This window comes from Microbacterium neungamense (genome assembly GCF_024971095.1).
GTDB lineage: Bacteria > Actinomycetota > Actinomycetes > Actinomycetales > Microbacteriaceae > Microbacterium > Microbacterium neungamense.
Genome location: NZ_CP069717.1, coordinates 272,229 through 285,116, shown reverse-complemented (window position 1 = coordinate 285,116; position 12,888 = coordinate 272,229). Strand labels below are relative to the sequence as shown.

At 70.2% G+C, this 12,888-nt stretch carries 12 protein-coding genes and 3 tRNA genes; 7 read left to right on the top strand and 8 right to left on the bottom strand.

The annotated features are described in order from the left end of the window. Positions 1 to 49: 49 nt before the first annotated feature. Genes tilS through JSY13_RS01355 form a run of 3 tightly spaced genes read right to left on the bottom strand, consistent with a single transcriptional unit; the run spans position 50 to position 3,249 of the window. Entirely contained in the window at positions 50 to 1,036 is a 987-nt protein-coding gene (gene tilS / locus JSY13_RS01365) for a tRNA lysidine(34) synthetase TilS (RefSeq protein WP_259607234.1), read from the bottom strand. Between the two features lie 37 nt (positions 1,037 to 1,073). Next, positions 1,074 to 1,883 carry a 3-hydroxybutyrate dehydrogenase gene (locus JSY13_RS01360; protein ID WP_259607233.1) on the bottom strand — a complete coding sequence of 270 codons (810 nt, stop codon included), beginning with the start codon at positions 1,881 to 1,883 and terminating at the stop codon, positions 1,074 to 1,076. Next, positions 1,870 to 3,249: an MFS transporter gene (locus tag JSY13_RS01355; protein WP_259607231.1), complete on the bottom strand. Its 1,380-nt coding sequence runs from the start codon at positions 3,247 to 3,249 to the stop codon at positions 1,870 to 1,872. The genes JSY13_RS01360 and JSY13_RS01355 overlap by 14 nt, the downstream gene beginning before the upstream one ends. Before the next feature lie 153 nt (positions 3,250 to 3,402). Here JSY13_RS01355 and JSY13_RS01350 point away from each other — a divergent pair, with 153 nt between their 5' ends. Both JSY13_RS01350 and ppa read left to right on the top strand, forming a co-directional pair. Further along, complete coding sequence (locus JSY13_RS01350) at positions 3,403 to 4,326, top strand: LysR family transcriptional regulator (RefSeq protein WP_259607230.1); 924 nt, start codon at positions 3,403 to 3,405, stop codon at positions 4,324 to 4,326. 81 nt (positions 4,327 to 4,407) lie between these two features. Next, positions 4,408 to 4,899 carry an inorganic diphosphatase gene (gene ppa, locus JSY13_RS01345; RefSeq protein WP_259607229.1) on the top strand — a complete coding sequence of 164 codons (492 nt, stop codon included), beginning with the start codon at positions 4,408 to 4,410 and terminating at the stop codon, positions 4,897 to 4,899. 156 nt (positions 4,900 to 5,055) lie between these two features. Here ppa and JSY13_RS01340 read toward each other — a convergent pair whose 3' ends face one another. Continuing rightward, positions 5,056 to 6,450: a peptidoglycan DD-metalloendopeptidase family protein gene (locus JSY13_RS01340; protein ID WP_259607228.1), complete on the bottom strand. Its 1,395-nt coding sequence runs from the start codon at positions 6,448 to 6,450 to the stop codon at positions 5,056 to 5,058. A gap of 221 nt (positions 6,451 to 6,671) precedes the next feature. Between JSY13_RS01340 and JSY13_RS01335 the strand changes: the two genes are divergently transcribed. The 3 genes from JSY13_RS01335 to JSY13_RS01325 all read left to right on the top strand — a co-directional run bounded on the left by JSY13_RS01335 (position 6,672) and on the right by JSY13_RS01325 (position 6,984). Then, positions 6,672 to 6,744, top strand: a tRNA-Glu gene (locus JSY13_RS01335). Positions 6,745 to 6,770: 26 nt separating this feature from the next. After that, positions 6,771 to 6,844, top strand: a tRNA-Asp gene (locus tag JSY13_RS01330). Between the two features lie 67 nt (positions 6,845 to 6,911). Next, positions 6,912 to 6,984, top strand: a tRNA-Phe gene (locus JSY13_RS01325). A gap of 466 nt (positions 6,985 to 7,450) precedes the next feature. Here JSY13_RS01325 and JSY13_RS01320 read toward each other — a convergent pair. Then, the gene (locus tag JSY13_RS01320) at positions 7,451 to 8,077 is read right to left on the bottom strand and encodes a GIY-YIG nuclease family protein (protein ID WP_259607227.1); all 627 of its coding nucleotides are present in this window, start codon (positions 8,075 to 8,077) and stop codon (positions 7,451 to 7,453) included. Positions 8,078 to 8,191: 114 nt separating this feature from the next. Between JSY13_RS01320 and JSY13_RS01315 the strand changes: the two genes are divergently transcribed. Continuing rightward, a protein-coding gene (locus JSY13_RS01315) for an IS3 family transposase (protein WP_432806446.1) occupies positions 8,192 to 9,588 on the top strand; the annotation gives its coding sequence in 2 pieces (ribosomal slippage) (positions 8,192 to 8,528 and positions 8,528 to 9,588; 1,398 coding nt in all). Here the strand turns inward: JSY13_RS01315 and JSY13_RS01310 are convergent. After that, entirely contained in the window at positions 9,572 to 9,790 is a 219-nt protein-coding gene (locus JSY13_RS01310; protein WP_259607226.1) for a hypothetical protein, read from the bottom strand. The two genes, JSY13_RS01315 and JSY13_RS01310, sit on opposite strands and share 17 nt — an antisense overlap. A gap of 540 nt (positions 9,791 to 10,330) precedes the next feature. Here JSY13_RS01310 and JSY13_RS01305 point away from each other — a divergent pair. Further along, the gene (locus JSY13_RS01305; protein ID WP_259607225.1) at positions 10,331 to 11,002 is read left to right on the top strand and encodes an SHOCT domain-containing protein; all 672 of its coding nucleotides are present in this window, start codon (positions 10,331 to 10,333) and stop codon (positions 11,000 to 11,002) included. A gap of 171 nt (positions 11,003 to 11,173) precedes the next feature. On the opposite strand, the gene JSY13_RS01300 is transcribed toward JSY13_RS01305, so the two are convergent. Together JSY13_RS01300 and JSY13_RS01295 are read right to left on the bottom strand one after the other, a co-directional pair. Further along, the gene (locus tag JSY13_RS01300) at positions 11,174 to 11,545 is read right to left on the bottom strand and encodes a DUF4186 domain-containing protein (protein WP_259608234.1); all 372 of its coding nucleotides are present in this window, start codon (positions 11,543 to 11,545) and stop codon (positions 11,174 to 11,176) included. 92 nt (positions 11,546 to 11,637) lie between these two features. Further along, a complete protein-coding gene (locus JSY13_RS01295; RefSeq protein WP_259607223.1) occupies positions 11,638 to 12,822 on the bottom strand; it encodes an MFS transporter in 1,185 nt (394 codons plus the stop codon). Between the last annotated feature and the right edge of the window lie 66 nt (positions 12,823 to 12,888).

The following is a 12,888-nucleotide window of genomic DNA, read 5'->3' as shown; positions in this document are numbered from 1 at the left end:
CGCGCCGCCGCTGAGCACCCGCACCGCCGCGGAGCACCCCCACCGCCGCTCAGCGCGCCGTGAACACCACCCGCCCGCCGCGGCGCTCGGCGACGCAGCCGGGCAGGTCGATCGGCCCTTGACCGGACCAGTCGGTGACGAGCCGGGCCACCTCCAGCGTCTGCCGCCGGGTCAGGCTCACCCCGAACTCGCTGTGCACGACGAGCCGGATGATGCGGTTCCGCAGCGCCGCCGGGTTGGCCGCCAGCGCCGCCGCGCTCACCGAGATCCCCGCCTCGGCGTGCTCGACGATGTCCTCGATCGTCTCGTGGATCATCTCGTCGAACGCCTCGGCGTCCTCGCGCAGCTGCTCGGCGGTGCGGGCGAGCGCCTCGGCGATCCCCGGCCCGAGCTCGGCCTCGAGCACCGGCATCACCCGCTCCCGCACCCGCACGCGCGCGAAGCGCGGATCGGCGTTGTGCGGGTCCTCCCACGACTCGAGTCCGGATGCCGCGCAGAACGCCCGGGTCACCGCGCGGCGCACCGACAGCAGCGGACGCAGCCAGCGCACCCCGTCCTCGTCCTCGCGCACCGGCGCCATCCCCTGCAGGCTCGCCGCACCCGATCCGCGCGCCAGCCCGAGCAGCACGGTCTCCGCTTGGTCGTCGAGGGTGTGCCCGAGCAGCACCGGGGCTCGGTCCGCGGATGCCGCGCGCCGCAGCGCCGCATACCGAGCATCCCGTGCCGCAGCCTCGAGCCCGTCCGCACCCGCGACGACCTCGACCCGCTCCACGCGGGAACGGATGCCGAGGGCGGCGGCGTTCCGGGCGGCGGTGGCCGCGGCATCCGCCGACCCCGGCTGCAGCCCGTGGTCGACCGTGACACTCACGACCTCGAGACCGAGACCCCGCGCCTCGAACGCGGTCGCCGCGGCGAGCGCCAGCGAGTCGGCGCCGCCGGACAGCGCGACGATCACGGTCGAGCCGGCCGGCAACGTGCGGAGCGGACCGCGGACGGCGCGGCGCACCTCGGCGATGGCAGGATTCAGCGACGGCACCCCACCACGGTAGGGCACGCACCGCCCCGGCCGCCGGTCACCGGGCCGACCAGCCGCCGTCCATCGTGTAGCTGGCGCCGGTCACCATGGCCGCCTCGTCGCTCGCCAGCCACGCCACCAGCGAGGCGACCTCGGCCGGTTCGATCAGCCGCTTGATCGCACTCTCGGTCAGCATGATCCGGTCGAGCACCTCGGCCTCCGGGATGCCGTGGATGCGCGCCTGGTCAGCGAGCTGCTTCTCCACCAGCGGCGTGCGCACGTAGCCGGGGTTGACGCAGTTGCTGGTGACTCCGCGCCCGCCGCCCTCCAGCGCGGTGACCTTGGACAGTCCCTCCAGCCCGTGCTTGGCGGTCACGTATGCGGACTTGTACGGCGAGGCGCGCAGCCCGTGCACGGAGGAGACGTTGACGATCCGGCCGAACCCGCGGGCGTACATGCCGGGCAGCGCGGCGCGGACGAGCAGGAACGGCACCTCGACCATCAGCCTGAGGATGCGGCGGAAGTCCTGCGGGTCGAACTCCTCGATCGGGCTGACGCGCTGGATCCCGGCGTTGTTGACCAGGATGTCCACGTCGGCGAGCACCTCCGCCAGCCGGTCGTCGGCGACGGCCGCAGGGTCGAGCAGGTCGACGGTCCAGGCGGAACCGCCCATGGCATCCGCGGCCGCCTGGCATCCGTCGCGGTCCCGGTCGGCGACGACGACGTGGGCGCCGCGCGCTGCGAGCGCGTGCGCGACGGCGAGGCCGATGCCGCTCGCGCCGCCGGTGACGAGGGCGCGTCGTCCGGCGAGCGGCCTCCCCGACACGGGCACCGCGCCCGCCCCTGCGTCCAGCTCAGCGGATGCCATCGCCGACCCTGGCGGTGGTGAGCCCGTGCGCGCGGGCGTCGGCGTCGTCGACGTCCTGCAGCGCGATGCCCCGGGTCTCCTTCAGGGTGATCACGGCGACGGCTGTGATGGCGCAGGCGATCGCGACGTAGATCGCCACCGGCACCCCGGAGCCGTACTGCTGCAGCAGCGCGGTCGCGATGATGGGCGCCAGCGAGCCGGCGACGATGGAGGTGACCTGGTAGCCCAGCGAGACGCCCGAGTACCGCATCCGGGTGGGGAACAATTCGGCCATGATGGCGGGCTGACCCGCGTACATCAGCGCGTGGAAGCAGAGGCCGATGGTGACCGCGGCGATGATGACGAACGGGTTCAGGGTGTCGAACATCGGGAAGGCGAAGAAGGCCCACGAGGCGCCGAGCACCGCACCGGCGAGGTAGACCGGACGGCGGCCCAGGGCATCCGACAACCGGCCGACCTGCGGGATCACCAGGAAGTGGATGACGTGCGCGACGAGCAGCGCGAGCAGCAGCTGGCTGGTGTCGTACGCGTGCACGGTCTTCAGGTACACGATCGAGAACGACACGATGATGTAGTACAGGATGTTCTCCGCGAAGCGCAGGCCCATGGCGCCGAAGATGCCGCGCGGGTACGTGCGCACCACTTCGAGCACACCGTAGCGGGTGGCCTTGCCGGCCTCCACCTGAGCGCGGGCCTCGAGGAAGATCGGCGCCTCGCTGACGTGGGTGCGGATGTAGTAGCCGATGACCACGACGATGGCGGATGCCCAGAACGCGACCCGCCAGCCCCAGCTCTGGAACTGGTCGGCGGGGAGGATCCACGACATGCCGAGCAGCACGAGGGTCGCCAGCAGGTTGCCGACCGGGACCGCGGCCTGCGGCCAGCTGGACCAGAAGGCGCGCGAGCGGTCCGGGCTGTGCTCGGCGACCAGCAGCACGGCGCCGCCCCACTCGCCGCCGACGGCGAAGCCCTGCACGAAGCGCAGGATCACCAGCAGCACGGGCGCCCAGTATCCGATGGCGTTGAAGCCGGGCAGGCAGCCCATCAGGAAGGTGGCGACGCCGACCAGGATGATCGTGATCTGCAGCGTGTGCTTGCGGCCGAGCCGGTCGCCGATCTGTCCGAACACGATGCCGCCGAGCGGCCGCGCGATGAAGCCGACGGCGTAGGTGAGGAACGCGGCGATGATGCCGTCCAGCTCGGTGCCGGCGTTCGGGAAGAAGAGGGTGCCGAAGATCAGCGAGGCGGCGGTGGCGTAGAGGAAGAACTCGTACCACTCGACGACGGTGCCCACCATCGAGGCGGCCACGATCTTCTTCAGCCCTGAGGTCTCGGTCTCGGGCGGGGTCGTCCTGTTGACGCTCATCGATGCACTCCTTCGTGATTGCGCGGATGCCCTCGTCGGCATCCGCCAAGCGGTCCGGCAGCCCTCCTGAGGGCCGGCCTCCGTCAGTATGGGCACGACGCCGCGTGTGCATCAATGACCAGAGCGGCACATATCGAGTGCAGAATTGCACACATGGTTCCTGGAGCCGCCTCTCCGCATCCGGACGATCTGCTGATCCTCCTCGCCGTCGCGCGCACCGGCCGCTTCACCACCGCCGGCGAGAGCCTGGGTCTGAACCACACCACCGTCTCGCGACGTATCGCCGCCCTGGAGAACGACCTCGGCGGACGCGTCCTCGCCCGCGCCACCGGCGGCTGGGAGCTGACCGACCTGGGGCGCCGCGCGGTGCGCGCCGCGGAGGACGTCGAGGCGGCCGTCGCGACGATCCACGAGGGCGAGGAGGAGGCCGACCAGATCGCGGGCGTCGTGCGGATGTCGGCGACGGACGGGTTCAGCGCGTTCGTGGTGGTGCCGGCGGTCGCGGAGCTGCGGCGACGGCATCCGCGGCTCAGTGTGGAGATCGTCAACGTGACCCGCCGCGCCCTGCAGCACCGCTCCGGACTGGACCTGGAGGTCGTGGTCGGGCAGCCCCAGGTGCACCGCGCGGAGGCGATCCGGCTCGGCGACTACGTGCTGGGCATGTACGCCTCGCGCGACTACCTCGCCGAGTACGGCACGCCGTCCGGCATCGGCGAGCTCAGCCGGCATCCGCTGGTGTACTTCGTCGACTCGATGCTGCAAGTCGACGACCTGGACGCCCCGCGGCGGCTGGTGCCCGGGATGATGGACTCGCTCAGCTCCACCAACGTGTTCGTGCACGTCGAGGCCACCCGGGCGGGGGCCGGAATCGGCTTCCTGCCGTGCTTCATGGCCGACCGTCATCCCGACCTGGTCCGCCTGCTGCCGGAGGAGTTCGCGGAGCGGCTGCCGTACTGGATGGTGCTGCGGCCGGATTCCCTGCGCCAGCCCGCGGTCGCGGCGGTGGCGGATGCCCTGCGCCGGCGCACCGCCGCCGTGCAGGACGCGCTCCTCGGCCGCGGCGCTCACGCCGACTGAGCAGCGGGGACGGGTGTGACAGCACGTCGCCGGTAGGCTGGTCCCCGGCATCCGACCGATCTTTCCCTGAGGAGCACACGCATGGGCGCACACGACGCCGTCATCGAGATCCCGCGCGGCAGCCGGGTGAAGTACGAGGTCGACCACGAGACCGGGCGAGTCCACCTCGACCGCGTCCTGTACACGACGTTCGGCTACCCGGCCGACTACGGGTACTTCGACAACACGCTCGGCGAGGACGGCGACCCGCTGGACGTGCTGGTGCTGCTCGACCACACGATCTTCCCGGGCGTCGTGGTGAACGTCCGCCCGGTCGCCGTGCTGAAGATGAGCGACGAGGCCGGCGGCGACGACAAGCTCGTCGCGGTGCTGTCGAAGGACCCGCGCTGGCAGCACATCCAGGACATCGCCGACATCCCGGAGTACACCAAGAAGGAGATCGAGCACTTCTTCGAGCACTACAAGGACCTCGAGCCCGGCAAGTGGGTCAAGGTCGACGCGTGGGGCGACGCCGCCGAGGCGCAGCGCATCCTCGACGAGGCCATCGAGCGCTTCGGCTCGCAGGGCCACTGACCCCGCGGGACGCTGAGCCTGTCGAAGCGTCCGCCTCAACCCCGGACGCTGAGCCTGTCGAAGCGTCCGCCTCAACCCCGGACGCTGAGCCTGTCGAAGCGTCATACACACACGAAACCCCCGGTCACCGCCGGGGGTTTCGTCGTTCGGACGCGATCAGATCGCGCCGCGGTCGGCGAGGAACGGATACGGGTTGATGGTGCCCCATCCGCGGTACACCTCGAAGTGCAGATGGCATCCGTAGGAGCGGCCGGTATTGCCCGCCCAGCCGATCACCTGGCCGGCGGAGACCCACTGCCCGTAGCCGACGCCGATCGAGTCGATGTGGGCGTAACCGGTCGAGACGTCGCCGTGGTTGATCCTCACGTATTTGCCGTAGCCGCCGTTCCAGCCGGCGTAGGTGACGGTGCCGGATGCCGCGGCGAAGATGGGCGCGCCGCATCCGTTGGCGAAGTCGAGGCCCTCATGGAAGCTCGAGCTGCAGTAGCCGTTCGAGCAGTTCGAGGCGCGGGGACCGTATCCGGAGGAGATCCAGCCGCCATGCGGGCGGACCCAGCCGCTTCCGCCGCCGCCTCCTCCGCCGCCACCGCCGCCTCCGCCGCCGCCACCGCCACCGCCACCGGCGTTGTTGCGGGCGGCCTCCTCGGCCTCACGGCGACGACGCTCCTCTTCGGCCTTGCGGCGCGCCTCCTCCTCGCGGCGGATGCGCTCGCCCTCCTGGTAGGCGGCGACGGTCTGCGCCGTGGTGTCCTTGAGCGCGGCGAGCTGAGCCTCGAGGGTGACGAGGTTCGCCTGCTTCTCGGCGAGCGCGGCCTGCGCGGCATCCGCTGCCTGCTGCGCCTTGATCATCTTCTCTTCGGCGATCTTCTGCAGCCGGTCGCGCTCGTCGCGGGCGGCCGCCGCCTGGTCGCTGAGCGCCTGGGCGGAATCGCGCGCGGCGACGGCGTTGTCGTAGACCGAGCGGTTGAACTCGAGGAACTTGTCCATCGTGCCCAGCCGCGTGAGCAGGTCGTCGGCGCTGTTCGCCGAGCCGGAGAAGAAGAGCTCGAGTGCGGCGTCATCGCCGCCGTTGCGGTAGAGCTGCGTGGCGACCTGGCCGGCCTTGCGGGAGCTCTCCTCGGCGATCTTCGCCTGCTCGTCGGCCTGCGCCTGGAGCTCCTCGGCCTTGCGTGCCTGGTCGAAGTAGGCCTGCTGCGCCTCGTAGAACTCCTGTCCGGCGACGCGCGCGGCCTCCTCGGCGGCGGCGGCCTGCTCGGTGAGGGTCTGGATGAGTCCCTGGATGCGGGAGATCTCAGCGGCCTTGGCGGCCTCGTTCTGCATCGCCGCCTGCACCTCGTCCCAGCTCGGGTACGTGGCCGCGTGGGCGGCGCTGATGCCCGACGAGACGCCGAAGGCGCTGATCGCGACGGCGCTCAGCGCGCCGAGGGCGAGGGCGCCGCGGCGGCTGACCTTCGCGGTGTGCCAGAGGGCGCGTCGTTCGGCGGGGCTGGGCGCGCAGCCGCATTCCTCGGATGCCGTCGGGGTAGCATCCTTCGTCGCTTCGTCGTTCACTCGGCCCCTTCCGCCGGTTTCACACACGTAACAGTAACAACAAGCGTCACGTTTGCAACAGGAAGCGCACGATCCTGCCCGGCCGCGCGGACACACGTGCCTCCTCCATGGTGCGCCCGAAACGCCCGGGATGCGAGTAGCTGTGCGCTCGATTCGCGTTTCGCCGCACGGATCCCTTATGCTTGAGCGTCGGCAAGGGAAACCTTCACCGGGAACCCTGCGGCCCCATCGTTTAGCGGCCTAGGACGCCGCCCTTTCACGGCGGTAGCACGGGTTCGAATCCCGTTGGGGTCACTCATCCGATACAATTCAATAGTTCTGGCCCTGTAGCGCAGTTGGTTAGCGTGCCGCCCTGTCACGGCGGAGGTCGCGGGTTCAAGTCCCGTCAGGGTCGCTCCGAGCGACGGGCCTTCTTTCGAGGAGGCCTTTCGTCTAGGACGCGACAGGCTCGCCCGTCGCGCGGCTCTGTAGCTCAGTTGGTAGAGCGTTCGACTGAAAATCGAAAGGTCACCGGATCGATGCCGGTCGGAGCCACACCCTGAAACCCCCGGTCCCCCGGGGGTTTCCTCGTTCCGGACCATCCCGCCCTTTCCGGTCGCCCCTCCCCGGTCGTTGAGCGAGCACCGCCGCAGGCGGAGCGAGACGAAACGCCCCGCCCGAACTCGCGGTCGTGCACCGGTGGCACTCGCTAGACCCTCAGGCCGCCGCGGACCGCGCTCGGCTTCCGGATCCGGAGAGTACCCGCGAGAAGCGATCGCAGGGACGGGCGTGAGGTAACCAGTACGCCCCAAGCTGCCGGCCGGTGGAGACCTGGGGGTACCCGTTGAGCATCGTCCAGCTGTCGACGCCGTTGTCGACTGCGAAGTTGTTGCCCGTCGACTGGGGCGTCCGGAACGCTCGCTACAGCGTTGAGCGTGTTCAAACCGAAGCGGCCGAACGAGTCTCACCCACGGTATTGAGCACCAGCGTGCAAAGCCGTCGACGCCCCCGTTCCACTGGGTCATGGGGCACCGTTCATGCCCTCAGGGCGCCAACGAGATGCTTCAGCGGCCATGACTGCGCGTGCCCGGGAAAGCCGAGCGAGCTTGCCAGGGTTCTTGTCGAGATTGATCGGCAGCCTGAAGTGGACGATGACTTCAGTCTCGACCCGGCCGAGCGGCACCGGAACGCCCGCGGGCGCTGGCCAGACCGCGAGCGTCAATCGGGCATGCATCCATTCACTGAGCCGCGCGTCTCCCCCCTCCGCCAGGGCGTAATTGGCGAAGCGCTCAGGCCGAGCGAGGTTGCGGGGCACCGCCTGCAGGTCGAGGGTGTCGCGCAAGAGCGCCGCGAACGACCGGCGGACGGTCGAGCTCCCGGTGCGGGGCTTCGCCTTCGGGTTGGTGGCGAAGTGGTCGTTGATGTCACGGGAGACCAGGCTGTCCTCGGCCTTCCCGACGTATAGCGGCCGGTTCAGCACCGGCTCGAATTGGAGGTCGCTCCACGCTTGCTCGTCACCGTAGATGGCGTACAAGCCGGGGCAGGCCGGTACTTGCTGCGCTGCATCCGCGATCGCCCAACGCTCTCCGCTGAGCGCTAGGACTGCAGCTGCGGCAAGGTCATGCGGTGAGGGCGCGAGCGTGCTCACCGCCGAATTCCTGCGGAAGTGTGCGCGGACCCTGTGCGTCAGGATGGGGTGAGACACCAGCACTGCTGACCTTCGCACTGCACGGGGCGAGAACGGACCAATACTGAGATGACGATGACGGTTGCTGACGTCGGCACCGATGATGGGGCTATGGCTCCTCGTGCTGACCGGCCCAAGAGGCGGACGTTCACCGCCGAGTTCAAAGCGGCGATCCTGGCCGAGTACGACGCCGCGGACCGCTCTGGGCGTGGGGAGATCCTGCGCCGGGAGGGCCTGTACACCTCCCACATCATCGAGTGGCGCAAGGCCGCGGCCGCCGGCTCGCTGTCCGGGCTGGGCAGCAAGCCGCGGGACCGGCGCGAGCGGGAGCTGCAGGCGCTACGGGCCCGGGCGGAGAAGGCCGAGGCCGAGCTGGCCAAGACCAGGGCGGCGCTGGACCTGATGGGAAAAGCACACGCGCTCTTGGAGACGCTCTCCGAGAGCGCGGACAAGCCGCCGCGGTCGCCGCGGTGATCAACCCGGCCGTCGACGGGCTGGCCGAGCACGTCGGCACCGCGGCTGCGTGCGCGCTGCTGGGTCGCTCCCGCGCCAGTCACTACCGGGCCAAGAACCCGCCACCGCCACGTCCACGGACACCGCGGCCGGCACCGGCGAACAAGCTGTCCGCCGCCGAGCGGGCCCACGTGCTGGCCGTGTTGACCAGCCAGCGGTTCGCGGACAAGTCGGTCGCCCAGGTCTGGGCCACGCTGCTGGACGAGGGCACCTACCTGTGCTCGATGTCCACGATGCACCGGATCCTGCGCGAGCACGACATGGCCGGGGAACGGCGCCGGCAGGCGAGCCACCCGCCCCGGACCCGGCCCGAGCTCGTCGCGACGGCGCCGGGGCAGGTGTGGAGTTGGGACATCACAAAGCTCAAGGGGCCGGAGCGGGGCGTGTACTACGACCTGTACGTCGTGCTCGACATCTTCTCCAGGTTCGTCGTGGGCTGGACCATCGCGGCCCGCGAGGACGCCGAGATCGCCAAGAACCTGCTCGAGCACGCCATGGGCATCCATGGCGTGCCGGAGGCGATCCACGCCGACCGCGGGACCTCGATGACCTCCAAACCGGTCGCTCAGCTGCTCGTCGACCTCGGGGTGGCCAGGTCGCACTCCCGCCCGCACGTGTCGAACGACAACCCTTACAGCGAGGCGGCGTTCAAGACGCTGAAGTACGCCCCGGTCTTCCCCGAGCGCTTCGGGTCCCTGGCCGACGCCGGCGCGTTCGCCGAGCAGTTCTTCGCCTACTACAACCACGAGCACCGCCACTGCGGGATCGGGCTGCACACCCCCGCCAGCGTCCACTTCGGCACCGCCGGGCAGGTCCGCGCCCAGCGCCAGACCACCCTGGACGCGGCCTACGCCGCCCGTCCCGAGCGCTTCGGCCACCGCCGACCCCAGGCGCCCACGCTGCCCGAGGCCGCCTGGATCAACCAGCCCTCACAGGAGGCCCTCATACAGACCGCCTGACGGAATCTGTCTCACCCGCCTTGACACTTTCCGGGACGTCGTCGGCCTCTTCAGGTGTCAGTTCCCAGCGCTGGTTCTTGGGGTGATCAGGGTAACGCTGGCGCAGGTACCGACGCACTGTGATTCCCGGTCGATCACCGTCGTTGTGCCCGAGCTCACGGCCGAGTTCGGCTGGGGTGATGACGTCGTGCGATGTGCTCATGAGGTCATGATGCACGATGCCCTCGCTGACCGCATTCGCCCTGATAGCCCGCGAAGTCCCGCGGTGATCCGATGAGGGTCGCGGGTTCTCTGGAGGTATCGGTGAGCGACCAGCTGCTCCGCAGATCACACGGCGTGCTCATGCCGCCAGCCAAGCCGCGCAGCCCAGCCCGAGTCCGAGTCCGAGGGAGTCTCCGCCCTCCTCCGGTCGTTGAATGCGCATCGCCCCAGGCGGAGTGAAACGCAGGCCATACGGCAATGACCCCGGCGTCCTACGGAATCACCTCGGCCATGACACCGCGAAGCCAGCCCGTGCTCGTCTCGCCGTCGATTGTGGGCCTCAACGGATTCCACCACCAGTCGACCGTGGTTCCGTCGGTCCACCCTGCGGCTTCAAACTCATTGTCGTTGCAGCTAGGCGCGAGCATATCCAATCGTGAGGCTGGTGAGGATCGCGGAACGCTGGGGCGAGGTCAGCCGCTGCAGAGGCCGGTCACCCTCCGCTAACCTCGGCTGAGAGTGACCCGACGATGGAGGAAACATGGGCCTGTTCGACAAGGTGAAGGACGCTGCCTCGCAGGCGGCCCAAGCTGGCATCGAGAAGGCACGAGCTGCCGTGCCCGGAGTGGCGCCTGCTGTTCCGACCGACTTCGCGCCGGCTGCTCCCGAGCCCTCTGAGCCGCAGCCGGTCTTGGAGCTGGAGAGCCACATCGACGGCAGGAACGCCAAGGTGCGGTTGTGGCCTGACCGACTGGAGTGGGAGCGTCCCCGCGGCGTCTCCGGCGGGAAGATCACCGCCGGCCTGCTGACCGGCGGAGCGTCGCTCCTCGTCACCGGAGTGAAGGGCGGCAACGACGAGCACGAGATGGTCCTGCTCAAGCACGTCACGAACGTCACCAGCCGCAAGGACGGCCTGATGTATTACGCCGTCGACGTGCAGACCTCGTCGGGAGCGGTGGTGAACACGATCACGTTCCGAGTGAGTAAGGACGAGGCCGCGCAGTTCCGGTCGGCGATCCTCAGCGCGATGCAGGAGCAGGAGGCGAAGGCTTCGGCGCCGGCGGTCGTTCAGGCCGCGGCACCCGCACCGGCGCCGGCCGCAGTTCCGGATCTCACCTCACAGCTGCAGCAGCTCGCAGCTCTCCGCGACGCTGGCGTACTCACCGAGGAGGAGTTCGCGGCAAAGAAGGCAGACATCCTGTCCAGGATCTGATCCTGTTTGCAGCACGCTACGGCGAACCGCCCGGACGACGATGGCCGGGCGGTTCTTCGATATGTAGATGCGGCCGACGCAGCGTCTCACCCAAACTGATCCATTCGCACCCCGGCTCTGACCCTGATCTGGCCGAACTCCTGCTCGGGTGGCTTCGATTGAGGACCCGCCTCACTCCGGCACCCCCTTCTCGCCGTACTGCCCGGCGATCCAGCGGCAGATCACCTCGACCACGTACTCCTTCTCCGCGGCATCCAGGTCCCTACCGGCGGGAATGCCGTGCCATTTGCTCAGGCAGGCGCGGCAGCAGGTGGCGGTGGCGTGCTGGGCGACGAAGACCGGATGCCCCCGGTACGGCGTCTGGCGGCCGTCGTTGCGGGGCGCGGCGGGCGCGAGCCTGGTCTCGATGATCTCCGCGGCATGCCGGCGGACCGTCGCCATGCCGCGGAGGTCGACGATGGCGCGGTCGCGGCCGTACAGGCGGAACTTCGCGCGGAACGGGTGCTTCCCGATCCGCTGCAGCCGTGCGTCGAGCTCATCCATCGCCACGTCGCTCACCCTAGGCCCGACCGCCGACACCCGGCGCGGCCGGCCACGACGGACCCGGCATGCGCAGCCAGCGCCACGCGTCAGCCTCATCCGGCATCCCGGAACCCCGGCAGCACCCACGACGCCACGGCCAGCACCGCGAACGCACCCGCGCACACGGCGACGGCGACCGTCACACCCACCTGGTCGACGATGCCGCCGATCGCGGCCGGCGCCAGCGGCGCGAACGCCCCGGTGACCAGCGTCACGGCCGACTGCGCTCGCCCCACCAGTTCGTCGGGACACCGTCTCGACACCTCGCCGAACACGGATGCTGTCACCGCCGGCGCCAGGAAGAACGCCGCCGCTCCGAGCATCCCGATCACATACGGCGAACGGACCGGCAGGATCGCCACCGTGGCCGACACGTCGACGAGCACCGCGACCTGCAGAATGCGCGCAGGCGGGAGCCGTCGCTGCACTGCCGGCGTGAGGATCGCCCCGGCGAGGCCGCCGGCGGCGCTGATCGCGAACATGGCTCCGATCTCCGCAGGCTCCGCACCGCGATCACGGGCGAAGATCAGCAGGGCGAGACCGACCGCCCCGAAGACCGCGGTGAGGGCCGACACCCAGATCGCCGCCGTGAGCAGGAATCTCTCCTGCCGCACCCATCGCCATCCGGCCAGCACTCCGGCCCGCCGGGCATCCGCCCTCGAGGCGCGAAGCCCGCCCGTCCCGCGCATCGCCGCCACGAGCGCCGCGGAGACCACGTAGGAACCCGCATCCACCAGGAACGGCAGCGCCGGCCAGACCCCGTACAGTGCACCGCCGAGCGCCGGGCCGATCAGCCCTGCGAGGGCCGACCGCGACTGCATCCGCCCCACGGCGAGCGCCCGCTCCCCCGGCTCGACGATCAGCCGCAGCAGCGAGAACTCGGCCGGACCGAACATCGACCCCAGTGCGACCTCCACAGCGACGGCGATGAGGATGAGCGGCAGCGAGATCGAACCGACAACCACGGTCACGGCGAGCGTCCCGACCACGAGCGCCCGCGCCGCATCCGCGAACAGCATCACCCGCCGGTAGCGGAAGCGATCCGCGACGACCCCACCGGGCAGTCGCGTGACCAGGCCGGTCGCCGCGGTCACGGTGCCCACCAGACCGGCCTCGAGCGCCGTCCCGCCGATGTCGAGCACCAGCAGCGGGTACGCCAGCGACGACACGCTCGTCCCCAGCGCCGACAGCGCCTGCGAGATCCACAGCAGCGCGACGTTCGCGCGGGACGTCCCCATAGCGGGAAGCCTAGGCACAGGCCCGCCGGCCGCGTCAGTGCCGGTTCGCCGCTGGTTCGGTTCAGC

Coding starts and splice junctions, on each gene's coding strand:
- JSY13_RS01355 (WP_259607231.1), bottom strand. CDS start 3,249: ATGAGCGTCAACAGGACGACCCCGCCCGAGACCGAGACCTCAGGGCTG.
- JSY13_RS01310 (WP_259607226.1), bottom strand. CDS start 9,790: ATGAGCACATCGCACGACGTCATCACCCCAGCCGAACTCGGCCGTGAG.
- JSY13_RS01305 (WP_259607225.1), top strand. CDS start 10,331: ATGGGCCTGTTCGACAAGGTGAAGGACGCTGCCTCGCAGGCGGCCCAA.
- JSY13_RS01350 (WP_259607230.1), top strand. CDS start 3,403: ATGGTTCCTGGAGCCGCCTCTCCGCATCCGGACGATCTGCTGATCCTC.
- JSY13_RS01295 (WP_259607223.1), bottom strand. CDS start 12,822: ATGGGGACGTCCCGCGCGAACGTCGCGCTGCTGTGGATCTCGCAGGCG.
- ppa (WP_259607229.1), top strand. CDS start 4,408: ATGGGCGCACACGACGCCGTCATCGAGATCCCGCGCGGCAGCCGGGTG.
- JSY13_RS01300 (WP_259608234.1), bottom strand. CDS start 11,545: ATGGATGAGCTCGACGCACGGCTGCAGCGGATCGGGAAGCACCCGTTC.
- JSY13_RS01360 (WP_259607233.1), bottom strand. CDS start 1,883: ATGGCATCCGCTGAGCTGGACGCAGGGGCGGGCGCGGTGCCCGTGTCG.